At 44.8% G+C, this 23797-nt stretch carries 14 protein-coding genes; 5 read left to right on the top strand and 9 right to left on the bottom strand.

Going from position 1 to position 23797, the window contains the following annotated elements; all coding sequences use genetic code 11:
- Positions 1-23: 23 nt before the first annotated feature.
- Positions 24-1649: an MGH1-like glycoside hydrolase domain-containing protein gene (locus ACGE0T_RS19890; protein ID WP_459188309.1), complete on the top strand. Its 1626-nt coding sequence runs from the start codon at positions 24-26 to the stop codon at positions 1647-1649.
- A gap of 28 nt (positions 1650-1677) precedes the next feature.
- The gene (locus ACGE0T_RS19885; protein ID WP_459188308.1) at positions 1678-2490 is read left to right on the top strand and encodes a PI-PLC domain-containing protein; all 813 of its coding nucleotides are present in this window, start codon (positions 1678-1680) and stop codon (positions 2488-2490) included.
- 223 nt (positions 2491-2713) lie between these two features.
- Here the strand turns inward: ACGE0T_RS19885 and ACGE0T_RS19880 are convergent, their stop codons facing one another.
- The 5 genes from ACGE0T_RS19880 to ACGE0T_RS19860 form a co-directional block, all read right to left on the bottom strand.
- Positions 2714-3577, bottom strand: a complete 864-nt coding sequence (locus tag ACGE0T_RS19880) for an alpha/beta hydrolase (RefSeq protein ID WP_459188307.1) — start codon at positions 3575-3577, stop codon at positions 2714-2716.
- Positions 3578-3604: 27 nt separating this feature from the next.
- Positions 3605-5230 carry a RagB/SusD family nutrient uptake outer membrane protein gene (locus tag ACGE0T_RS19875; protein WP_459188306.1) on the bottom strand — a complete coding sequence of 542 codons (1626 nt, stop codon included), beginning with the start codon at positions 5228-5230 and terminating at the stop codon, positions 3605-3607.
- A 22-nt stretch (positions 5231-5252) separates the two neighbouring features.
- Positions 5253-8534 (bottom strand): TonB-dependent receptor, encoded by a 3282-nt coding sequence (locus ACGE0T_RS19870; RefSeq protein WP_459188305.1) that lies wholly within the window; start codon positions 8532-8534, stop codon positions 5253-5255.
- A 242-nt stretch (positions 8535-8776) separates the two neighbouring features.
- The gene (locus ACGE0T_RS19865; protein ID WP_459188304.1) at positions 8777-9748 is read right to left on the bottom strand and encodes a FecR family protein; all 972 of its coding nucleotides are present in this window, start codon (positions 9746-9748) and stop codon (positions 8777-8779) included.
- Positions 9749-9821: 73 nt separating this feature from the next.
- Complete coding sequence (locus ACGE0T_RS19860; protein WP_459188303.1) at positions 9822-10376, bottom strand: RNA polymerase sigma factor; 555 nt, start codon at positions 10374-10376, stop codon at positions 9822-9824.
- A gap of 194 nt (positions 10377-10570) precedes the next feature.
- Between ACGE0T_RS19860 and ACGE0T_RS19855 the strand changes: the two genes are divergently transcribed.
- The 3 genes from ACGE0T_RS19855 to ACGE0T_RS19845 all read left to right on the top strand — a co-directional run bounded on the left by ACGE0T_RS19855 (position 10571) and on the right by ACGE0T_RS19845 (position 16011).
- Positions 10571-12826: an inorganic phosphate transporter gene (locus ACGE0T_RS19855; RefSeq protein WP_459188302.1), complete on the top strand. Its 2256-nt coding sequence runs from the start codon at positions 10571-10573 to the stop codon at positions 12824-12826.
- Positions 12827-13167: 341 nt separating this feature from the next.
- Complete coding sequence (locus ACGE0T_RS19850) at positions 13168-14481, top strand: LamG-like jellyroll fold domain-containing protein (RefSeq protein ID WP_459188301.1); 1314 nt, start codon at positions 13168-13170, stop codon at positions 14479-14481.
- A 15-nt stretch (positions 14482-14496) separates the two neighbouring features.
- Positions 14497-16011 carry a glycoside hydrolase family 76 protein gene (locus ACGE0T_RS19845; protein ID WP_459188300.1) on the top strand — a complete coding sequence of 505 codons (1515 nt, stop codon included), beginning with the start codon at positions 14497-14499 and terminating at the stop codon, positions 16009-16011.
- Positions 16012-16121: 110 nt separating this feature from the next.
- Here the strand turns inward: ACGE0T_RS19845 and ACGE0T_RS19840 are convergent, their stop codons facing one another.
- The 4 genes from ACGE0T_RS19840 to ACGE0T_RS19825 form a co-directional block, all read right to left on the bottom strand.
- On the bottom strand, positions 16122-18434 hold the full coding sequence (locus ACGE0T_RS19840) for a hypothetical protein (RefSeq protein ID WP_459188299.1): 2313 nt from the start codon (positions 18432-18434) through the stop codon (positions 16122-16124).
- A 145-nt stretch (positions 18435-18579) separates the two neighbouring features.
- Positions 18580-20265 carry a DUF4091 domain-containing protein gene (locus ACGE0T_RS19835; protein ID WP_459188298.1) on the bottom strand — a complete coding sequence of 562 codons (1686 nt, stop codon included), beginning with the start codon at positions 20263-20265 and terminating at the stop codon, positions 18580-18582.
- 16 nt (positions 20266-20281) lie between these two features.
- Positions 20282-21667, bottom strand: a complete 1386-nt coding sequence (locus tag ACGE0T_RS19830) for a hypothetical protein (RefSeq protein WP_459188297.1) — start codon at positions 21665-21667, stop codon at positions 20282-20284.
- Positions 21668-21686: 19 nt separating this feature from the next.
- Entirely contained in the window at positions 21687-23741 is a 2055-nt protein-coding gene (locus tag ACGE0T_RS19825; RefSeq protein WP_459188296.1) for a glycoside hydrolase family 20 protein, read from the bottom strand.
- Between the last annotated feature and the right edge of the window lie 56 nt (positions 23742-23797).

The following is a 23797-nucleotide window of genomic DNA, read 5'->3' as shown; positions in this document are numbered from 1 at the left end:
GCTTATCATTATCTGAAACAAATATGACAACACGACGAAACTTTTTGAAGCAATCCCTTCTTGCTACAGGCGCGGCAAGCCTGCCGGTCGGGAACCTACTGGCGCAAGATACCAAGGAAGACCTTCCCAAATACCGTCTTCCTTATAAAAATACGTATCTAAAAGAACCCTTTGTCACGGAAAACGAATTCCGCACGGCAAAAGCCGAAGCCACCCAGCCCGGTACCTTTGCCGATGCCAAACGGGTACTACCTTCCCCGACATGGAGCGGTCACGACAAAGAGATTGAAATGTACTGGAAAGCCTGGGACCTCGCCATCCAGCATATCAAAGCCCCCGAACCCGGTTCCGGATTCGTATCGAGCTATCTGGATGTAGCGTACAACGGCAATATCTTCATGTGGGATTCTGCATTTATGATGATGTTTGCCCGTTACGGCACCCATTTCTTCCCCTTCCAGAAAACACTGGATAACTTCTATGCCAAGCAGCATCCCGACGGTTTCATCTGCCGTGAAATCAAGTCCGACGGAGCCGACTGTTTCGAACGGTACGACCCGACAAGCACAGGACCGAACATCATCCCCTGGAGCGAAATCGTCTACTATAAACAGTTCGGTGACATGGACCGCCTGCACCGCATCTTCCCGGCTTTGTGCGCTTACTACAAATGGCTGAAACTGAACCATACCTGGCGCAACGGCACGTATTGGAGCAGCGGATGGGGAACCGGTATGGACAATATGCCCCGCGTACCGGAAAAATACAACCCGATTTACAGCCACGGCCATATGATTTGGCTGGATGTCTGCCTGCAACAATACTTCACAGCCGGCCATCTGCTGGAAATGGGCTTCTACCTCGAACGCTGGCAAGAGATTGAGGAGTTCGAAGACGAACAGAAGATGTTGAAAAAGTATATCAACGAGAACCTCTGGGATGAAAAAGAACATTTCCTGTTTGACCAATATGCCGACGGAAGCCTTTCCTCCACCAAAGGAATTTATGCCTATTGGGCTTTGCTGACGGACGTATTGCCCAAAGACAGGCTGGATGCGCTCGTTGAGGAACTAAACAATAAGGAAACTTTCAACCGCCTCCACCGTGTGCCCTCTTTAGCCGCCGACCATCCGAAATACAAGGACAACGGACGCTACTGGCAGGGAGGCGTATGGCCCGGAGCCAATTATATGGTAATCACTGGCCTGTATCAGCAGGGCTATCGCAAACAGTCGTACGAAATCGCCCGCAACCATTACGATAACGTACTGAAAGTCTATAAGAATACCGGAACTTTCTGGGAATACTACGCGCCGGAGCATGAAGAACCGGGCTTTATGGCTCGTCCCGATTTCGTAGGATGGGGAGGGCTGGCGCCTATCGCCGGATTAATCGAACAGGTATTCGGCATCCGTTCGAACGTCTACGAGAAAGAACTGACGCTGGATGTCAACCTGCTGGAAGCCTATGGTATCGACAGCTATCCTTTCGGATTGGACGGCCTGGTTTCCATAAAGGTAAAAGCCCGTTCGTCCGCCGACCAGGAACCGAAGGTGGAAATCAAGACGAATGTGCCCCTGGAACTGACTGTGCTATGGGGCGACAAACAAAAAAAGGCGACCGTGGAAGCAGGTTCCAAACTGATATAATACACTCAATCGATAAAAGAAGAAAACAATGAAACCGCTTATTTTACTTTTGGCCTTATCCCTTTTATCTGTCACTTCCTGCAAATGGAAAAAAGAGGAGAAAGGGACTTCCGAAGAGATTCACTACAATGCGTTCTCCCACAATGACTACTGGCGTGCGCACCCGTTGCAGGATGCATTGTCGCTACAGTTTAATTGTGTGGAAGCCGATTTATGGCCGATAGACGGGGAATTGTATGTTTCCCACGACCGCCCTGAAACGAACCCGTCCATCACATTCGAAGCATTATACCTGAAACCTCTGGTAGCCCGCATACAGGCGAACGGAGGAAAAGTATATCCCCAAAGCGACCACCCGTTCTTCCTGATGGTGGACTTCAAAGAAAAAGGGGAAGAGGCGTATGTCTTGCTGAAAAAGCAGATGGAGCCGTACAAAGACCTGTTCTGTTCCGTGGAAGACAGGGTATATAAGGAAGGGACTATCCTGCTGTTCATTTCCGGCGACCGTCCGAAAAAGACCTTGCCTATGGAAACAACCCGCTCTGCTTTTCTGGACGGGCAGATTGCCGATTTGAACCAGGGCATACCTGCCAGCCTGGCACCGGTAGTAAGCGATAACTACAAAGCGTATTTCTCCTGGATGGGAGAAGGGGAAATGCCTGCCGACCAACTCCGGAAAATGCGTGAGATTATCAGCCAGACACACAAGGAAGGAAAGCTGTTCCGTTGGTGGGGAGCGCCGGATACACCCCAGTTCCAACGTTTCTTTATGGAAGAGGGGGTAGACCTGATTGGCGCAGACGATTTAGAGGCGCTCCATAAACTATTGGTGGAAGAATAAGCTTATGGTTTTGTAACGGCAGCAGCTACCGCCTTGCGTCGACAGTAGACGTCGAGGCGCGTCGATGATAAACGCCGGACACCGTCGACAGCAGACGCAGAGCGCCGTCTATGGTAGACGCAGAAATTAGGCATGGATTACTTTTAGGGAAAATACAAATAGCCCGGATATACATTCGTTTTGTCGTATACCCGGGCTATATCATAAGTACGTAAAAGAAGTGTCAGCTTCGATTAAAATGCTTACTGACAAATTCCATTACGTTAGGCAAAGCTGTCCTCCAATATGTCCATGTGTGTCCCCCATCGCGAACGCGCAGTTCGTGTTTGATATTCTTTTTCTGCATGATTTCGTGGACTATATTGTTCCCATGCAGCAAAGTGTCTTCATCCCCACAATCCATATAATAGTAGATATTGGGAATATCTTCCTCTTTCATATTTTCCAGCATATAAATAACGCTGTTCTTATACCAATGGCTGGTCAGGCAACCTTTTCCGTATAACTTGTCGAAAAGCTTCCCCCGGTCGTTATTCTTACTCTTTTCCATCATCTCGTCCGTATAGACGGCAGCACTAAGCGGGGCACATACCGTGAAACAGTCCGGGTGATGCAAGCTGTATAAGAATGAACCGTAACCACCCATCGACAATCCCGAAATAGCACGGTATTGCTTGCCGGGACGCGCCCGGTAACTCTTTTCTATTTCGGGAATCAGTTCTTCAAAGAACATATCTTCGTACCGCTCTTTTCCGTCAAAGGAATTGACATACCAGGTTTCCCCGGCATCGGGCATAACGATAATCATTTGTACCGCCTTTTCTTTCCGAATGGTCCGGTCGGCAATCCGTTTCATATCGCCCATTTGTACCCACGAGGTCTCGTTGTCCGTCCAGCCATGCAGCAGGTACAATACCGGGTAATAGCGGTTGGAGGCATTATAATCGTCGGGCAGGTATATGGAATAAGATACATCTTTGCCCAGAATATGGCTTTTAAAGCTGACGGATTCGAGCACTTTACTTTGTGCCGACAGCGTAAATATCGCTAATGTAAACAGGAAGATACAGGTAATGAATCTTTTCATGATGTGCTGCTTTAATCAATTAATACCTTATTCATATCCCGGATTGTTCGGTGCCAGGTTCGGGTTCTTATCTATTTCCGTCAGAGGAATAGGCAAAAGCCGGTTATGCTCTTTATAGCTTCGTTTCTCCACAAAGAAAGGTTCTTTGTCCAGCTTCACTTTCAAGTCCCCGAAAACGGGGTCTGATACTTCACTGAGGATTGTTCCCTGGTTGCAACCCAAAGCATCCTGATTCATTACCTGATTGACAATGCCCCAACGGATAATGTCTGCACGGCGCAATCCTTCCCCTGCCAGTTCCACCCGCCGTTCACGGCGTACCAGCTCACGCAGGGAAGCAGGGCTGTTGTATTTGGTTCGGTCTACTTCCGGCATGCCGGAACGGGTACGTATATCGTTCAGGATGCTGTACACTTCCTCATCAATCCGGTTCAGTTCTATTTTACATTCAGCAATAGTAAGCAATACCTCGGCATACCGGAACAAGGGTATGCTTTTGGCGGTATTCTCATAGGTCAGCGGAAACTGCGACAGGCTGTTGTAAAACTTCTTGAAGTTGTAGCCCGAGTGGGTCGCATTGTTTGCCGAACCCGGATAATCGGGACTGGTGCTTTCTACAGAGCGGAAGATGTCGCCTTCCCAGTTCTGCCCCGGATAGATAATTGTTGCACGCAAACGCGGGTCACGGTTTACATACGGATTTGCCGGATCATATTTGCCTGCCGCCTTCGCTTCTTCTATCGTTAACCCGTCGGTTGTTTCGTAGGCATCGACAAGGCTTTGCAAAGGAACCACTCCGGACCAACCGCCGTGGCTATTCGGCACAAAGGTGATGAAGTTCATCGGATGAGTATTTTCCGTATTCTCCAGGTTCAGGATATATTCACTGCATTCCTGGTTAGCCATCAGGAAAAGTCCTTCGTAGTTTTCGTAACCACTCTTTCCATCCTGTTTGAAAAGTGAATAGCCTTTCACTAATTTAGCTGCCTCCAGGGCTTTTTCATGTTCACCCCGATACAGGTGAAGGCGCATCAACAAAGCATAAGCAGCTCCCTGAGAAATTCGCCCGGCATCACTCAGTTCCTCTTTTTCCGGAAGTTGCGGTGCTATTTCGTTCAGTTCGGAAATGATAAATTGCTCTACCGTTTCGCGGGCTGTACGTCCCACTTTGGCTTCTTCCGGCGTTGCGTAATTTTCAGTGAAGAAAGGAACATCGCCATATGCCTGTGTTTTGGTGAAGTAACTGTATGCCCGGATAAAACGGACTTCCGCCTGGTAACGCTCACGAAGCCCGGGGGTAGTAAACTCAATCTCTTTCTCCTTTTCCAGATATTCGTTGCAGGCATGGATACCTTTGAAATCCATAAAGTTCTTCATCTGCGTTTCACCCGGCGACATGGAACCGTTGCCAATCACCTGCCAACCGGCAAACCGGTGGAAACTGAACGCATTGTCTGAAATGGCATCAAAATAAATAGGGGTGGAATTTACTTCCATGAAACTGTAGCATCCCACTACCGCTAAAGTCGCATCCGCCTCTTTACTCCAGAAGGAAGAAGGGGACAGTTCATCTTTGGGACCTCTTTCCAAAAAGTCTGAACAACTTGTCAGGGATAAGAGTATGGCTGAAAATATGTATACTATCTTTTTCATAATGACATCTGTTAATCGGTTATTAGAATGTAAGGTTCAGACCAATGGCATGAACTTGTGTCTGTGGGTAATAGTCGCCTCTGCCTGCCGGAGCTTCCGGGTCCCAGCCTTTCAGGAATTTGGTAAAGGTCAGGATGTTCTGCGCACTGTAATAAATCCGCAGCTTGGAAATCATCAGCGGTCTTAGCCATTTCTGCGGAAACGTATAACCGAACTGTAAATTTTTCAAGCGGAGATAATTCGCATTCTGCAACCAGAAAGAAGAAACGGTAGACGGCATACTGGGACCTGACAAGGTCTCGCAAACGCGCGGATATTGACCGTCTGTATTAGAAGTATTCCAACGGTCCATCCATAAAGAAGCCGGCTTGCCGTCGTCTCCGTTGATTGAGCCGATAGCCTCAATGTCCATATATCCTTTAACCAAAGCCGCACCTTGAAAGAATGCCAACAAGTCGAAACCAGCATATTGCACTCCGATATTGAAGCCGAAGTTAATGCGAGGGTCACTGGAGTCGAGCACTACGCGGTCTTTTTCATCTATCACGTTATCATCGGTCATATTTACATATTTGATGTCGCCCGGCATTACTTGCTGGCCGGTGATTTTATAGGTCGCCCAATTCCTGATATCCTCTTCCGATTGGTATAACCCGGCAGTTTCGTATCCGAAGAAGCTGTTCAGTGCACAACCTACACGTTTGATATATTTATCGTCGATAATCTGGTCTACGCCACCCAGGTCGAGGATTTTGTTACGGTTATACGAAACGTTTCCCCCGAACGAAAAGCCTACTTTTCCAAACTGGTCGTTGTATTGAACGGCAAGTTCGACTCCCTGATTCTTGATTTTCCCTACGTTATCGATAAAACGTTCCAACCCGAATGTGCTGGGGGTTGGAACTTCCATCAAGATACCGGATGTCCTTTTCTGATAGTAGTCCAACGTAAGGTTGATTTTATGGATTAAGGAAACATCCAGCCCAAAGCCCCATGAAGTAGTTTCCTCCCATCTCAGGTGCTGGTTCTTTGCGTATTTGGTGTAGCCGCCAGTAGCGATTGTCCCGTTCATTGGGTAGTTACCTCCTAAATTGATGGTAGGGATAGTTGGATAGTATTCAATATCTACCAGCTCAGAACCGACAGATGTGGTCTGGTTACCTAATTTACCCCAGGATGCACGTATTTTCAGGTTATCGAATTTGTCACGTGCATTCTCAAAGAAAGCTTCTTCCGATATTCTCCATCCGGCGGAGAAAGAAGGGAACACACCCCAGCGATTGGCTGCGGCAAAGCGGGATGAACCGTCGTAACGGACATTGGCTTCTACCAGGTATTTACCGGCGAAATCATAATTAACACGTCCCAGCCAGGAAATCATTGCCAGTTGGCGGCTGTAGCCTTCTGCTTTCGCTCCGGCTTCTGCTCCTGCATTAATATCACCCAGTTCATTGCTTGGAAAGTTCTGGCGATAAGCCGTAGTCAGCTTGTAGTTGTAGAGTTCGGAATGAAAGCCTGCCAAAACATTCAGATGGTGGTTCCCGAAACCTTTTTTGTATTCCAACAGGACATCGCCCATCACTGTGTTTTCAAACGTATCATTCTGGTACATTTTGTTTGGTCCGTGGTATTTGTTCGGATTGTATTGAATATCCTTGATAAATTCGTTGCTGTCTTCGGTATAGAGATTATAAGAGGCTTGCCCTTTGATGGACAGCCCGTCGATGATGTTGTATTTTGCCGAACCGATAACCAGCATCTGGTTTCTCTTTTTGTCGGTCGTTGCGTTTAAGTCCTGCCAGGCAATCGGATTACCGTCACCGATTGTTCCGTAAGTCCCGTCCTCCTTTTTATAAGGAACCATCGGTGAAATCATGTTTACCTGACGGAACACCTGTGCCATTCCGCCTACATACGGATTGGTCGGTTCCTTGATTGCTATGTTATTATAGGAGAAACTGAAACTGGTTTCCAGATTCTTAACCGGATTTGCATCGATGTTGATACGGGCATTATATTGTTTTTTATTGGCGTTCCTGATGATACCTTCCTGCCCCTGATATCCCACGGAGGTCATATAGCGAACCCGTTCGTCGCCTCCGGTTATGTTGATGTTGTGGCTTTGCTGGAAACCTGAACCCACATAAAGCAAGTCCTGCCAGTTGGTATTCGGATAGGCATACGGGTCGGAACCGTCTCTGAATTTCTGGATTTCAGCGTCGGTATACATAGGGGTTTTCCCTGCATATTTCCGGGCTTCGTTTGTTAGTATGGCATAATCGGCCGAGTTACAATATTCGGGTAACTCAGTGGGAGATTGCCAACCGAAGTTTGCTGCATAGGAGATGGAAGCTTTTCCCATCTTTCCACGTTTGGTGGTAATCAGGATTACCCCGTTGGCTGCTTTTGAACCATAAATGGCGGCACTGGCTGCATCCTTCAATACGGAAATATTCTCGATGTCGTTCGGGTCGATATTGTTCATGCTCGACTCTACCCCATCTACAATCACCATCGGGTCTGCATTGTTGAAAGTGCCGACACCACGGATACGGATTGTTCCGTTGTCCATACCCGGCTGTCCGCTGCGTTGGGAAACGGTAACGCCCGGCAGTAATCCCTGCAAGCCGGCTGAAACGGAAGTAATCGGGCGGTCCTGAATCAATTTACTGTCCACATTGGCAACCGCCCCTGTCAGGTTCACTTTCTTTTGTGTACCGAAACCTACAACAATCACTTCGTCCAGCTTCTGTGTATCTTCCATGAGTTCTGTAGAGAGAAAGGTCTGACCATTGGGCTTAATCTCCTGGTTTACGTATCCGATATAAGAGATAACCAGAACTGCATTGTCGCCGACCGAGAGCGTATATTTACCATCCATATCCGTGATGACACCATTGCTTGTTCCTTTTTCAAATACGTTGGCACCAATAATAGGCATCCCCGAACGGTCTGTAACGATACCGGAAACTGTCTTGCCTTTTTGTAGCTCCCGCGAGGTATTGTTCTTATGAATAATATTGATGTACCGGTCATTGATGGAATAGGTAAGCCCCGTATTCTGCAATGCCAGGTCCAATACTTCCTGGATTTGTTTGTTTTTCATTTGTACGTTCACAGCAATGTTCTTTACATCGTTGTCTACATAGAAAAACAGGAACTCGCTTTGTTTCTCGATCTGCGAGAAAAGTTCGACGAGCGTAATTTGCTCCGCCTTTACAGATACTTTGGTTGTTTGCGAGTATGACTCGACCGCCATAGTCTGAAAAAAAGCGACAAAGAGCATAAGGACTGTGATTTTCATAATCGATAGCGTTTTTTTCAGGTCCTCGGGTGAGAAGAACCTGTAATGCAAAATATTTTTCATATTTTTGTACTGATTTAAAGATTCGTAATTCGCTTTATCCGCAATGTTTGGTCACGGAACGGATGAAGCGGAAAATAGATTTTTGAATAAACCGGTAGTACGTTGAGTATTGCCGGTTTTTTATTAATAGCTTGTTATTTGTTTCATGGGCGACTCTGATTAAGTTTGACAATTTGTTTCTATTTGATGGTATATACTCCGTTGCTGTTGCTCCACCGGATAGGGAGGCTCCGGGCTACCACTTTTAATATCTGCTCTATACTCTGTTCTTTGCTGAATGTGCCGGATACGGTAACAGATTCGTTCATCAGTTTTTTGTTCTCAATCCGGATCGTTACCTGGTATGCCTGCTCCAGTTCACGCATCAACCGGGTAAACGGCACGGATTTGTATTTTAAGAGCCCGTCTTTCCATGCAGTAGAGATTTCCGTATCTATCTGTTTAATATCTATCAGGTTTGTTGAACGCTTGAATGTCAGTTGTTGGTTAGGGAGCATGGTAATATGCTGTTTGGCCCCGTCGAACCGGATGGACCCTTCCACCAGGGTTGCGGTAATCTCGTCTGTTTCTTTGACCGCCTTTACACTGAAATGCGTACCCAACACCGTGATTGAAGCCCCGTCCATCTCGACACGAAATGGTTTAAGGCTGTCTTTGGCCACTTCAAAATAGGCTTCTCCCTGCAATCGGACTCTTCGTTTCTCTTTTCCGAAATTATCCGAATAGGTCAAACGGCTGTTTTTATTTAAGGTGACGCGCGTCCCGTCATCGAGTAGGATCGTCGATTTCTGCTCGTCCGTCAGATACGTATAATAGGTAGAAGCCGGCTTATCCGTATAATGAAAATAGGAAACAGCCAGAAGTAATAAAAGGATGGCTGCTGCAGCAAAGGAGAAGAGTTGTCTCCATAAGCGTTTCTTCTTCTGCCGGACGGTACGCATATTGATTTCACATTGTAGCTTTTCGGCGGAGAGGGAGGGGACGATGGAATGGTTGAATGTGACTTCGGCATCCCAATAGTTCTTTAACCGGCAGAACTCCTCTTTATGCTTCTCATTCTCATTCAGCCATTCGCTTAAATGGAAAATATCTTCTGCCGAAGATTCCCCACTTAAAATACGTGCAATAATATAATCTATCCTGGTATCCATTTTGTTCGTTTCTATATGTATAGTCGTGAGTGAATCGAAAAACCCTTAGTGAAAATCAGAAAAAGATACAGATTTATTTTCGCGACAGTGTTTCCCTGAGTTTCTTTACGGCACTGGCAAGATGCGCTTCCAGTGTCTTCACCGAAATATCGAGAATCGAAGCGACATCTTTGTATTTCAGTTTGTCTTCCCTTACCAGTTTGAAAGCAATGCGGCATTTGGGCGGGAGCGAATTAATCGCCGCATTCAGCCGGCCGATCTCTTCGCGGCTGATAAGTTCTTCCTCGGGAGTAGTCTCCGTATGGGCGAAAAAGTCAATCGACGATTCATCCAAAGAAACATTCTCCATCGTTTGTTTACGGTAACAGCTAACAGCTTTATTGCGGGCTACGGTATAGATGTAGGCGTCGATATTGGTCATACCAGCCAAAGCGCAGCGGTTATCCCATAAAGCCAGAAAAGTATCGGACACGACTTCTTCCGCTTCGGCTGGAGAAGATACATATATGCCCACAAACCGCATGAGCCTATGGAAATAGGCTATATAAAGCGATTTAAGGGCAGCCTGGGAATTTGACAATGCCATTTCCTCGACCCAATGTGTGATATTTTCTCGTTCTCCTCGCAACTACCGGTAAATTTAAAATAAGTTCTATTTATTCTGTCGCCTGTAGAATAAAAAACCCTTAGTGGAAAGTTACATTTTTCATATTAAATCGATAAAGTGGGAAAAATGGGTTTTGTAACAGGTTTGTAACATCCGTGTAATTTGTGTGTAATATTTATTTCAGACTTTTGTAACCGAATAAGCAACACTAATTTATGGAAACGTTTTATCTCATTCTTATTATCTTCCTGTTCATACTGGCTGTCTTCGATTTATCGGTGGGTGTCAGCAATGATGCAGCGAACTTCCTTAATTCGGCGATAGGCTCAAAAACCGCATCTTTCAGAGTGATCATGGTGATAGCAGCAGTCGGAATCTTTGTCGGGGCATCCCTTTCCAATGGGATGATGGATGTAGCGCGTAATGGTATTTTCCAGCCGCAACACTTCTTCTTCTCCGAAATCATGTGTATCCTATTGGCTGTGATGCTGACGGATGTGGTACTGCTGGATGTGTTCAACTCCTTGGGGATGCCTACCTCCACGACCGTATCATTAGTTTTCGAATTGCTGGGGGGAACCGTCGCTTTGTCGATGATGAAAATAATCAACTCCAACGGAGCCTTGCAGTTGGGCGACCTGGTCAATACGGATAAAGCCTTTACCGTGATTCTTGCCATTTTCCTTTCCGTGGCGATTGCGTTCTTCTTCGGCGCCATAGTCCAGTACATATCCCGTATCATCTTTACTTTCAATTATAAAAAGCATTCCAAATATTTCATAGGTCTTTTCGGTGGCCTGGCAGCTACGGCAATCATTTATTTCATGTTGATAAAGGGATTGAAGGGCAGCCCGTTTATGGAAGGAGCTTTGAAAGACCTTATCTATAACGATACCGACCTGATCATATGGGGCTCATTAATATTCTTCACGATCCTGATGCAATGCCTGCATTGGTTGAAAGTGAATGTATTCAAGATTGTAATTCTGATGGGTACGTTCGCCCTGGCACTTGCCTTTGCCGGCAACGACTTGGTAAACTTTATCGGTGTGCCTCTGGTAGGGTATTCTTCTTATGTGGACCTGATGGCACAGGGAGGAACTACCACACCGGATACTTTCCTGATGAACTCGCTGCTCGGACCGGCTAAGACTCCTTGGTATTTCCTTGTCGGTTCAGGCCTGGTAATGGTGATTGCGCTGGCAACATCAAAGAAAGCACAGAATGTGGTTAAAACCTCGGTCGACCTTGCCCGCCAGTCGGAAGGAAACGAGAACTTCGGTACCTCGCCGGTTGCCCGCGTGCTGGTTCGTACCTGCAATAATATGGGTAGTTCGATATTGAGCGTCGTACCTCCCCGCATGAAAGACTGGATAGACAGCCGTTTCAATAACGACGAAGTGATATTAGAGAATAAAGCAAGTTTCGACCTGGTGCGTGCTTCTGTTAATGTGGTTCTTTCAGGACTTTTAATTGCAGTCGGCACTTCACTGAAACTGCCTCTTTCCACTACATATGTAGCTTTCATGGTAGCAATGGGTAGCTCGCTTGCCGACCGTGCCTGGGGACGCGAAAGTGCGGTATACCGTATTACCGGTGTGCTTTCCGTAATCGGCGGATGGTTTATTACGGCCGGTGCTGCATTTACCGTTTGTTTCCTCGCTGCTTTATTGATTTACGTAGGAGGCATTGCCGCAATGGTCGGTGTAGTATGTCTGGCTGCTTATATGTTGATACATAACCAGCTTATGTACAAGAGAAAACAGAAGAAAGAAGCCATGAGGGAAGCCGTAAGCACTACTGTCAGCAAGCTGCGTGAAACGACGGATAAACGGGAAGCGCTTTCTTTGTTCCGCGAACATAGCCGCGAAGAATTGTGCAAGGTGCTTCATTTTGCCGCCGACACATTCAACCATTCGGTACACGGCTTTATGGATGAGAACCTGAAAGAATTGCGCCGTGCCCTGATTGCCATCGAAGAGGAAAAGACCTATCTGAAACAGGTAAAACGGGTCGGCACCTTAGGGGTTACACAGTTGGAACATAATATTGCAATCGACAAAGGCTTATATTATTACCAGGGGAATGATTTCGCCAGTGAAATCGTGTTCAGTATCCGCCGTATGACAGAGCCCAACAAAGAGCATGTCGATAATAATTTCAGCCCGCTGAGTGATGTCCAGAAGAAGGATTTCGGAAAGATGACGGAACAAATCGTATCCTTCCTGAACCGTGGTTCCGCCATGATTGAAAAGAACGACTATCACCGCATGGACGATATGATAGCAGAGTCTGTGGAACTGACCAACAAGCTGACAATGCTTAAAAAAGAAGAGCTGAAACGCATCCAGGGACAGAGCGGCAGTACGAAAGTAAGCATGGTTTACCTGAATATGGTACAGGAAGCACAGAACGTGGTTTCCTTCACTGCAAACCTGCTGAAGGTAAGCCGTAAATTCCAGAAAGAATAATTAGGTATTATATTAGGTTATCCGGAAGAGGCCGTCTAAAAAACATTTAGATGGCTTTTTTCTTTGTTCCTAATTTCTGCGTCTGCCATCGACACCACCCGGCGTCTATCGTAGACGGCGTTCGGCGTCTGCTGTCAACGGCGCCCGGCGTTCATCATCGATGCGCCTCGGCGTCTACCGCCGACGCAAGGCAGTAGCTCTTGCCGCCACAAAACCACTCATCCCGATTTACCCCCTTTTTTCAGAAAATTATACCGATAAAAAATTATCTTTGTAACATCAAACAACCACCCTGTATCTTTAACCACGTGTTGATAATTCTAACTATTAATTAACATACAATGAAAATCAAACCGACCACGGTCTTACTGTCGTTGCTCCTCCTGCTGGCAGCATGCAAGGACACCGACAATTCACCTACAGACCTCAAGGAACTGACTGTAGACCAAACGGAACTCGTTATCCGCCACGGCAGTTCAAAATCAGTAAACATCATCAGCGGCAACGGAACCTATACCGTTATCTCATCCAACGAAAATGTGGTAAAAGCCGAAGTAAAAGACCAAGTGATTACCATCACCGCCCCTACCCGTGAAAATGAAGCGGAAGCATTGCTGGTAGTCTCCGACCAATACGAGCGCAGGGCGAATATCCATATCTCCGTAAAAACCGGTACGGAACTGAAACTGGATAAACACGACATCCGATTAGCGGCCATGCAAGCCGGCGATACCCTGAATATCCTTTCCGGAAACGGCAAATACCGGACGGAGGTTGCCAATCCCGCCATCATCAGGGCTACAGTTGAAAACAACCGGGTGACCATCACCGGCAAACGGAACGGAACAACGACCTTTACGGTAAAAGACGATAAGGGGGAAATTTCCGAACCGGTTACCGTAACGGTAGACGGTCCGCTGTATGCCATGAATCTGGGTACCGCATATTTCTGCTATGCCAACTTCAAGGAAATCGGCGTGTACGACAATTTCATCAGAAACTGCAAACAGGTCACTTTCGAAATCTATTGCAAGATAGACGGGTACCGCGGATTGCAAACCTTTATGGGACTGGAAGGCAAACTGATCATGCGCGGCAAATATGACGATTACAAAGAAACGCATCCTATCGAAATAGCCGGATTAGGCGACAAGGTGATGCTGGAAAGTACCGGCAGTTTCAACCTGAACGAATGGATGCACCTGGCGCTGGTGGTAGATTGCTCGCAGGAAACTACCGCCGGGAAATATAAACTGTATATAAACGGCGTACAGGACGAACTGAAAATAAACAAGGAAGAACAGACACACACTTCCGTCGATTTGGCATCCAGCAACGATGGCGACCGCTTCGAAATAGGACGCGCCTGCGGACAGGATTTCCGTGCCATGAGAGGAATTGCAGCCGAAGCAAGGGTATGGACTACCGCACGCACGGCAACAGAGATACGGGAAAACATGCACGACCTGAAAGACGCACAGCCGGAAGGGTTGCTGGCCCGCTGGATTTTCTCGGCAGGAGTGGAAACCAACTATATCCAGGACATCAATGGGGGCAAGTATGAAACGAACCTCATCATTGCCCCGGTTGCAGGTGGCGGATACTCGCCCGTTATCGTCCCGAAAGATGTATTTGTAGAAAGACCTAACCCATAAATCCACACAGAATCTATGAAATCAATAACATATACCCTTTTTATACTCGGCGCGTTCCTGTTCGCCCATACCTCATGCAGCAATAAGAATGAGATTCCGGATGAAAGCCTGAGCTCCGTTTCTTCCCTCGAAGCCTTAGCCACGGAAACCGTCAATGAAATCCTTGTGAAATGGAAGAACCCTGAAAACAAGGATGTGATAAAAGTGGAATTGTCGTATTCCCAACAAACAAAAGCCCAAAGCATCACCCCTGCCCCGGTATTGGTGGATGTGACACCGGCTTCCGACAGCGAGATAAAGATACTTGTTCCGCAATTTGCCGTCTACGAAATAACAGCCGTTACCATCGACAAGACCGGCAAACGGTATCCGGCAAAATCCGTAAATGCAGCACCACGCAAAGGGGATGCACCGGATACAAAATCTGTATTCATGGAACGGGCGGACTCGCTGATGAGCTCTGTAAAGATGCTGTTCTTCGGCAAGTCGGCACGGGACTGCTGGAACGCTTCCTACCCGAATGCCACAGGTCCTTATTGGGATGGCGACGCTACGGTATGGGGACAGGGAGGCGGCCTATCGGGATATACCGCTATCCGGGCTGCTTCTTTGGGCATGGGTAAATACGAACAGAAATATACCGGGCTGACCGACCGGATGTTCAACAGCATCAACCGCTTCATCACTACGGATAATAATATAGAAGCCTATGCCGTATATCCAGCCAATAGCAACGACCGCCTTTACGACGACAATGCCTGGATCGGACTGGACATGGCAGACCTTTATGAACAAACCCACGACGCCCGTTTCCTCGAAAAAGCAATTCTGGTGTGGAAATACCTGATGCACGGCAAAGACGATACCTGCGGGGGCGGTATCCACTGGAAAGAGATGAACGGACCTACGAACACGAAACATACCTGCTCCACCGCTCCTGCCGCCGTACTCGGCTGCAAACTGTATCTGCTAACGAATGAAGCAACGTACCTGGATGTAGCCAAAGAGTTATATATATGGCTGCAAACCTACCTGCAAGACCCGGATGATTACCTTTACTGGGATTGCATCGGTCCCGATATGGTTCCGTCGAAAGCCAAATACAGCTATAATGCCGGTCAGCCGATGCAGGTAGCCTGCCTGTTGTACAAGATAACGGGTGAACAGCAATACCTGACCGACGCACAGGATATAGCCAAGTCAGCCTACAAGAAATGGTTCGTCCCTTTCCATTCCTACTTCCTGAACGAAACTTTCAATATCCTGGACCCGGGGCATGTATGGTTCCAGGCCATTCTGTTAAGGGGCTTTATAGAACTGTACAAAACTGACGGAGACCGCACCTATGTTTCTGCATACGAAAAGACACTCTACCATGCGTGGTTGTCCGATTGCAGAAACAGGGATACCAACCTGATGAACGAAGACTTCCGCGGAGGTACCAAACAATCCAAATGGGACATCCTGCACGAAGGCGCCTGTGTCGAAATGCTGGCACGGCTGGCGATACTGGAACGCAACGGGTTATAAAAGACATATGAATATTTAGACGGAGAAACAGTAAATGCCATTTCTCCGTCTTCTTTTCCAAGGGACTGTCTGACAACAAAAAGTTGGACAAAAAAACTTTTGGAGTGCAGTTATTTACGAATCACAAAACGAATATCCTTCACTTTCTCTTTTACTTGAAACCGATCGTCCGCTACTTTTTTCACCCGGGAGGTAACAGGAGAAGCTTTAAAATATTCGGGAATCCGGATATTCCCAGGAAGATTATGGTCGGATACCAACCGGACAGAGTAGGAATGGTTATCTATGCGATCAATCATCATATCCACCTTTCCGGTCAAGGTAAATAATTGCTTGACGGAAGCGGTTCCCGTTTCTTCTATCCATTCAAAAGGTATCGCACCTAACAAGGTGATCGTATCCACGTCATTCTCAAAATAGAATGAGTTGAGAATCATATCAATGATCCGGCCATTGGCACTTCCGTTAGGCTGCCACGGAGCAAATGCCGGATTTCGTTTGGAGATGCGCTCGGAAGTCTGGTAAGTATCTTGCGACATCCCGTATCTCAAACACGTTTGGGTAACAACGAACGCTTTCTTCCATTCTCCTAACTTCAAATAGATCTGTTGCCAATAATGCTCACACTGATTCATGTACATGATCTCACGGTCCATTCCTCCCATAAAGTGTTCGTCGGAATAATTGTTCTCGAAGAAATGCATAAAATTCAAGAACGTTTCATCCATAGGATTCATAATACCCACTAAGGCAATGGGTGTCATACTGTCGCCAATCTCAAATTTGGGCTGAATATCTTGTTTGATTCCTTCTTCCACTATAATCCGGTGAATATAACCATTCGGTTCTTTCAAACGGTCAATGGCATACAATAAATCTGTGTGATACTGATCCAGCTGAATTCTCAACTCTTTTGCTTCGGTATGCCGGATACTTTCCAACAGTTCGACAGTCTTATTGAGTCCCCAGAAGGTATACAGATCCGTATCCGAAACGCAGAAACCATTATCGGCGTCACACCCTACGGCAAAGGGCATCAGCCCGTAAGTTAAAGGACGTGTACCATCAGGCCTCAACTGCCTGGTGGCCTTCACTTCTCCCTCGATCCAGCGGGCTGCTTTCAATATCTTCGGCAGATATTGACGCAAGAATACTTCATCATGAGAATACAAATAATACTCACAAGCCAGTACCAAAGCCATGCCGGTTGTGTTGGCCCAGCGAGGGCCCGTCGTACCGACAGAACCTTCGGTAGTGGTAAATTTACCCACAGGCGGACAACCTGCATCCTGTAATGAGAAAATGAAATCCAGCCCTTTTCGTACATCCTCGAACTGACCGACACGCAACATGGAACGTAACATATGAACTGCTTCAAAAACCCAAACATAAAAACGTTCGGATGAACCTCCCTGAGCCGGTTGATAAGCGGTTTCTTCCGGATACTTGATAAGCAATTGTTTGATGCCCAATTGCATTTCCGAAAAAATATCCGGCCAATGATTTTTCCCGAAATCCAATCGGGTGACATTACCTGATAACTCTTTCTTAAAATCCTCCAACGCTTTCGACCGAACCTGATCAGGCGACAACCCGGTCAGTTGTTCAAAGTGCTCTGTAGTCGCATACTTATCGTCAACCAGCAGTTTCAGTGAAAAACAAACCGTCTCGTTCGGTTTTATGGGATGATGGGCATGAATGACATCTTGCATATCTTTTAGCCGGTAAGGAGGCAAAACATAGCCTGATCCGAACCAGACCTGAGGATAAAGAATATCTTCGTAATTTTTGTCCGTATATGTCTTTGAGGTTTCCCATTCCACTTTCATTGTGCCTGGTATTACCTGTCCGATCTTCTTTCCTTTTTTATAAATATCATTCCCTTGCATGGAAATCTGATTGTAGGGTTTCCACTTCGTATGGTCCCAGTAAAAAGGTATATAATGATATTCGAATATTTCATTTTCAGGATAATAACCCAACTTAACCCTCACGTTGGCATGCTTTTCCGATGCACTCTCATTCTTTACCGAAACATTTACACACAATACATTTTGAGTGTCATCCAGCGAAGTAACCATATATTCGATACGATAATAAATATCATTCGCAAAATAGTCAGCCGAGGCAATCGGGTAGCGGTTGTCCGTCAGGCTTAATTTTGTCTGATGGAAATCGGGCATAAATGCGGGGTCGTCAAACGCGAATTGCATAACCATATCTTCTTGATGCTGGGCGGCAAGCGTTTTCTCTACGTTGTTCGTCAATCCGGTGGAAACATACCTGCGAGAAACCGCCATAGAAGGATTCACGTAAATCCAGCTTGGAGAATGTACGGGCTGAATCAACAAATTAATCGTATAAGGTGGTCTGTATTGGAACTCTTTAGTCTCCAATAAATCAAGCCACGATTTCGAGTTCAAATCGGAAAATATATTTTTTCTGAAACCAAAGGATAGATCTGACGAAATTGTCGATTGCGCAAATATCTTTGTTCCTTGGTTCAAAGAAATCAAAAACGAGGCTAACAAAAGGAAATAGACTTTCTTTTTCATATATTAGAGGATATTATTTTTTTGATAATTCTTCCAGGACAGTGTGCCTGACTCGCTTTAGATAATTGACATCCGTATTATAGATGTTCCAGTCTTTAATGACGGTTTTAGACAGATCGTGGACAAGATTTGCATTTTTTTTCTCCAACATTTTCAATAAGGTGTAATCCTCGATTCCTTGACGGATAGCTTCTAATCGGATAGAACCATTCAAACCGCCATTATAATCGGGATAGACAATAAAACAATCTCCTGCCGGCAAAGTCGTGCCATAACTATCTACTAAAGTGGTTTCCTTATAAGGATCGTCAGTCCAATAGTTAAACCCCCAATGTAAATAACCTGTCGCGCCATAATTAAAGGCGATCCAATAGATTAACCGTGTTTTCACCAATGGCCATTCAATCATGCGATTTGCGTATTCGCCACGAGGGAAACAGCAGGTATAAAACCAAACTTCATTTCCTTTCTTTTGTCTCTCCCTAAAAAACTCATAATTGTTCTGATAAGCGGTGATAATAGGAATCCAAATATCTATTACTTCAGACAATTTTGCCGATTGACAAGCGTCTATCACTTTTAATCCCGGAGCCAGGCTTTTGATAAACTTCGCGATGGCAATATAACTTTGGCTATTTTCATCAATCGGTTCATCGGCTATATGTTGATAGTATTTGCCTTTCAATCCTTTTTCTTTTAAATGGGTCATAAGGGCTGGTATGAATTGTTTGTAAAAATTTTGTGTTTTTTCGTCCTGCAAAGAATACAGGTTCTTCACCATCTTTCCTTCCTGCATTTCCGGCACATAGAGGGCATAATCACTTGTCCAAATGTTGGAAGCCCGGTCGCAGAAATGGTTACCAACAATCATTTTATCAATCCCGGCTTTTATGAAAATATCCAATACCTGATCATAGCGAGTAAAATCAAACGAATATTTTTTTCCTTCTTGTGCGAAAACTACATGATCCAGGGCATTTACAATAGCGACATTTTGATAAACCTCTTTCATTTTTACAGCTAATGATTTCAACATTTGCCAATAAGCATCCGAGTAGCATTTTTCCTCCCGGTTATTACAAAAAACCTTCAATTTATCATCAGCATACCAATTTTGACTCCAAAAAGAAGGTTCATCCAGGATTACCGGATAAACCCGAAGCAGAATGGGCTGCTCGCGGACAAAACTCTTTCCATGTACCTTTCCTCTCATCTGTATCACAGATTTATACAATCCCGGCTTGGTATCTTTATTCGTTGTCACCGTTACCCAAACAGGTGTTGTCTGTCCACAGGGTATATCCAAACACGTCTCTCCCAACAGAGGATCCGGATACAAACCAGTCGTGGAGTTCAACGCATCGTGTGGACGCTGATCCGCCGGTGTCCCTACCCCTACGTATCCCACAAATTTCACGGATATATTACAGATCTCATCTCCAACTTCATTTTTCAAACGGTTGGAAGAAAGATTAACCTCTCGCATTTCAAAAGGAGAATGAACTGCGAATTGGTATATGGCATGTTCACCGGCAGCTATCTCAACAGTATCCGTAACAGGACAAAAAGCGGTATTTTCAGGAAACACTTTCGTATAAGGATCTACCGCCATGAATGATACCTCGTTACTTCTTCGCGAACAAGAGGAGATAGCCAAACAGATTAAAAATCCCCATATCCATTCAGTTTTAACTATCATATTATTTATTTTTTATTTAATGCCTATAATTCAAATCGATGACGATCTGTTTGATTGTCTTTCCATTGGTATAGCCGGGGTTGACAAAAACATTTCCATCCGTTTTACATAGTTTAACCGTTCCTTGTGTAAATTGTCCGTCTTCCCAAACAACCACACACAAACCGTAGGCGTCATTCGTCGGAATATACTCTTTTTGGATAGTTCCCACTTTGATCATTTCCTTTTTGTTGTAATAAAGTACATTCGCATCCACATATAAATGGTTCTTCTTATCTTTGTCTGGACAAAGGAAATCAAGATTATCATCATCCACCTCTCCTCCCGCAAGATTAAATGTCATACCTTCAGACGGTATTACCGTAAATCGACCTGCATTTCCGCCAATGGAAGGATCGATGAAACACTGGTCAAACTGAATGCGTTGCCTCTGATAATTACATAGATCCACCTTCAAACCTCCCGAATTAAAACAGGAACCGATACAGCCGATATTGGCTATTTTAGCCAGATTTTCATCAGCGAAAGCAAATATGACCGGATGGTTAGGACTATCATAACAGTCCGGATTGTTGTAATATTGACAGTTCGTAATCTTAAGAGTAGCAAAACGATGTATGTAATAGCCTTTCTCTGCCGTATCACAATAACATTGATTTAACATGGCCAGACCTGCCACACTAAAGAAGATACTACCTTCTACATGGCTGAATAACCAAGCATGAATTTTATCGTAAAAATTCACAGGTGAGCAATCCTGATAAACGGCCGTATGCGCATCAATGATAACTATATTATCAAAATGGCTGTCACCGGTCTTCATATAGATGCCATAAGTATTTTTATCACTATCACAATGGAAATGCGAATTGGTCAGAAATATCTCATAACCGTTTAAAGCTTCAAAAGCTTTTCCCGCGCAATTACGGATCATGATAAAATTAAACGATGTCTTGATAGCTGCCGTACAATGAATACCGCCACTCAGGTGGTTACAATCGAGCAACAGGTTATTGATAATATTATTATGGCTTGTACTATAGTCGTCACCATTGTCATAATTCATCATATAATCCATCTTTCTGATCGCCTTGATCTCTGCTCCGCCAAAATCGATTTGCATCTCTCCGGGATTTCTCAGGTCCAATGGTTGACTAATAGCGTATATCTTTCCTTTAGAGGAACGCAACAAACGACAGTTAACCTTACAAAAGTCAATGGCCTTTTGCAGATTTTCGGTATCATCAGTCAAGCTATCTCCTTTACATCCAAAGCTCTCAGGCGTGACCCCTATCGCATACAAATTATCAGACACATCCAAAACCCTTTGCTGAGCTTGGATAATCAAATAATTTCCGACCATACCAATGATAATAATAAGTCGTAAATAATATTTCTTCATTTTTCTTTCCCTAAGTTTTTTACTTTACTACGATTTCATCACAAAGAATATCCCCCCATGATATAGGTTTGGTAGCATGGAAACGAATGTATCTGGCCTTTTCCAAACCTACCCACCCGAAGCTATAAATATCGTATGCCACAGCATAATCGGTCTTGATTTCTTGATTGTAAATCCGCCTGTAATTTTTATTATCATCCGAAAGAAATATTTCCACCTTATCCGGTAGATATTGACCACCTGTCAGGACTTGAATGAATGCCCCCCGGATTGCATGAAGCTCCGTCGACTGTTCCATGTCGATAACCACATCCATATTATTCTTGAAGCCTTGCCAACGATTCCCGTTGGCATTCCAGTTGCCTAACCAACCATCTGTCAAAGTCAACTCTTTCAAACCGGCAAATTCCAGATTATAGGGAGCCAGATAAGTCACTATCTTTCCTTTAGCCAAATTATTCACCGGATTTAAAGATTCCGGACGCGGACCGATCTCTGTTCTTAAATTAAACGGATGAATATCCTTTTTACTTTTCAAATAATCCAACGCGTTCAATGCCCGTTCTTTAAAGTCCGGATAGGATTTTAATTCCGGATTTGTCCAACCTACCTCGGCTATCGCCATCACTCGGGGAAAAGTCATATACTCAACATGTTCAGTGGAAGAGACATACTCTGTCCACAGGTTACCTTGTACACCCAATACCAAAGACGAATCATAATCCCCATCAACGGCAGGTTCAAAACTATAAGTCTGACTTAAAGGGGTATAACCTAAAAGACCTTTCGGCTCAAAATAAGGATTATCCTGATAGTAATCCAGATAACAATGACTTGTTGGAGCTTGTATAATTTTAAACCCTTTTTTCAGCGCATCACTTCCGCTATCCGTCTCTTCACGCCACGACATAATCACCGCATTCTTGGAAATATCACCATCAAGAATCTCATCCCAACCGATAATAGTCTTGCCATGTGCAAGCAGGAACTTTTCAATTCGATTAGTAAAATAACCTTGCCATTGAGCCACATCCAAAATATGTTCTTCTGCCATTCTTTTCTTACATAACGGACATTCATTCCAAATTTCCCGGTTAGCCTCATCACCGCCAATATGAATATATTTAGATGGAAAAAGCCTCATGATTTCGGTCAACACATTCTCGCAAAATTCAAATATCTTTTCATTCCCGATGCACAATTCGTTACTGTTACTCGCATCTTTTCCTACACAAGCATATTCCGGATAAGCCCATAACACACCCCTGCTATGACCCGGCATATCAATCTCTGGAATCACATCAATGTGGCGAGACGTAGCATAAGCAACGATTTCGAGAATTTCATCCTGTGTATAGAAACCACCATAAGCACCTTCTGTTTCTTTTGTACAAAAGGCATTCTTAACCCCCCACCAATCTCCCAAATCAGAAAAAGGACGATAAGCTGTCATCTCTGTCAATTTCGGATATTTTTTAATATCGATACGCCAACCGCCTGTATCGGCAATATGAAAATGGAAAACATTGATCTTATAATAAGCCAATATATCTAATAGTTTTAAGACAAATTCTTTCGAAAAAAAATGACGGGACACATCCAGCATATATCCGCGATGAACAAAGCGCGGCTCATCGGCTATCTTGACACAAGGCACAATAAGTTCTATGTCGATCCCACCACCCAACTGAAACAAAGTTTGCAAACCATAAAAAAGTCCGGCTCCCGAATTGGCTTTTATCTCCACTTTTTCAGGGGTAACGTGCAATAAATAGGCTTCTTCGTTAGTCGTATTTTTCAAAGGTTCGACTATGAGCCGAATAATATTGACTTCTTCTTTGGCTTTTCCTTCGACAAACTGGCAAGGAAGCGATTGAAGATATTGATAAAACAAAGACTTTTCTTTTCCTTTCAGATTGGTATAGATTTTTGTTTGTGTGTCCAATTTAAAACTCCCGGACTCCATTACCATACTTTGAGGTTTGGGTATCACACCCTGACTATTTATTTTATTTTGACTACAGAAACCCAATAATAACAGAACACATATTTTTAGCAGACCCAACTTCTTCATACCTGAAAATTTAAACTATAAAACTCTTATTTCTTTTTAGAAAAACAAAGGAAACT

The sequence above is a fragment of the Parabacteroides sp. APC149_11_2_Y6 genome, assembly GCF_054506995.1.
This window is presented reverse-complemented; position numbering and strand designations above follow the sequence as displayed.

Bases quoted from the DNA above. Each gene is read 5' to 3' on its own strand.
- ACGE0T_RS19890 (WP_459188309.1), top strand. From the start codon at position 24: ATGACAACACGACGAAACTTTTTGAAGCAATCCCTTCTTGCTACAGGC.
- ACGE0T_RS19885 (WP_459188308.1), top strand. From the start codon at position 1,678: ATGAAACCGCTTATTTTACTTTTGGCCTTATCCCTTTTATCTGTCACT.
- ACGE0T_RS19880 (WP_459188307.1), bottom strand. From the start codon at position 3,577: ATGAAAAGATTCATTACCTGTATCTTCCTGTTTACATTAGCGATATTT.
- ACGE0T_RS19875 (WP_459188306.1), bottom strand. From the start codon at position 5,230: ATGAAAAAGATAGTATACATATTTTCAGCCATACTCTTATCCCTGACA.
- ACGE0T_RS19870 (WP_459188305.1), bottom strand. From the start codon at position 8,534: ATGAAAATCACAGTCCTTATGCTCTTTGTCGCTTTTTTTCAGACTATG.
- ACGE0T_RS19865 (WP_459188304.1), bottom strand. From the start codon at position 9,748: ATGGATACCAGGATAGATTATATTATTGCACGTATTTTAAGTGGGGAA.
- ACGE0T_RS19855 (WP_459188302.1), top strand. From the start codon at position 10,571: ATGGAAACGTTTTATCTCATTCTTATTATCTTCCTGTTCATACTGGCT.
- ACGE0T_RS19850 (WP_459188301.1), top strand. From the start codon at position 13,168: ATGAAAATCAAACCGACCACGGTCTTACTGTCGTTGCTCCTCCTGCTG.
- ACGE0T_RS19845 (WP_459188300.1), top strand. From the start codon at position 14,497: ATGAAATCAATAACATATACCCTTTTTATACTCGGCGCGTTCCTGTTC.
- ACGE0T_RS19835 (WP_459188298.1), bottom strand. From the start codon at position 20,265: ATGATAGTTAAAACTGAATGGATATGGGGATTTTTAATCTGTTTGGCT.
- ACGE0T_RS19830 (WP_459188297.1), bottom strand. From the start codon at position 21,667: ATGAAGAAATATTATTTACGACTTATTATTATCATTGGTATGGTCGGA.
- ACGE0T_RS19825 (WP_459188296.1), bottom strand. From the start codon at position 23,741: ATGAAGAAGTTGGGTCTGCTAAAAATATGTGTTCTGTTATTATTGGGT.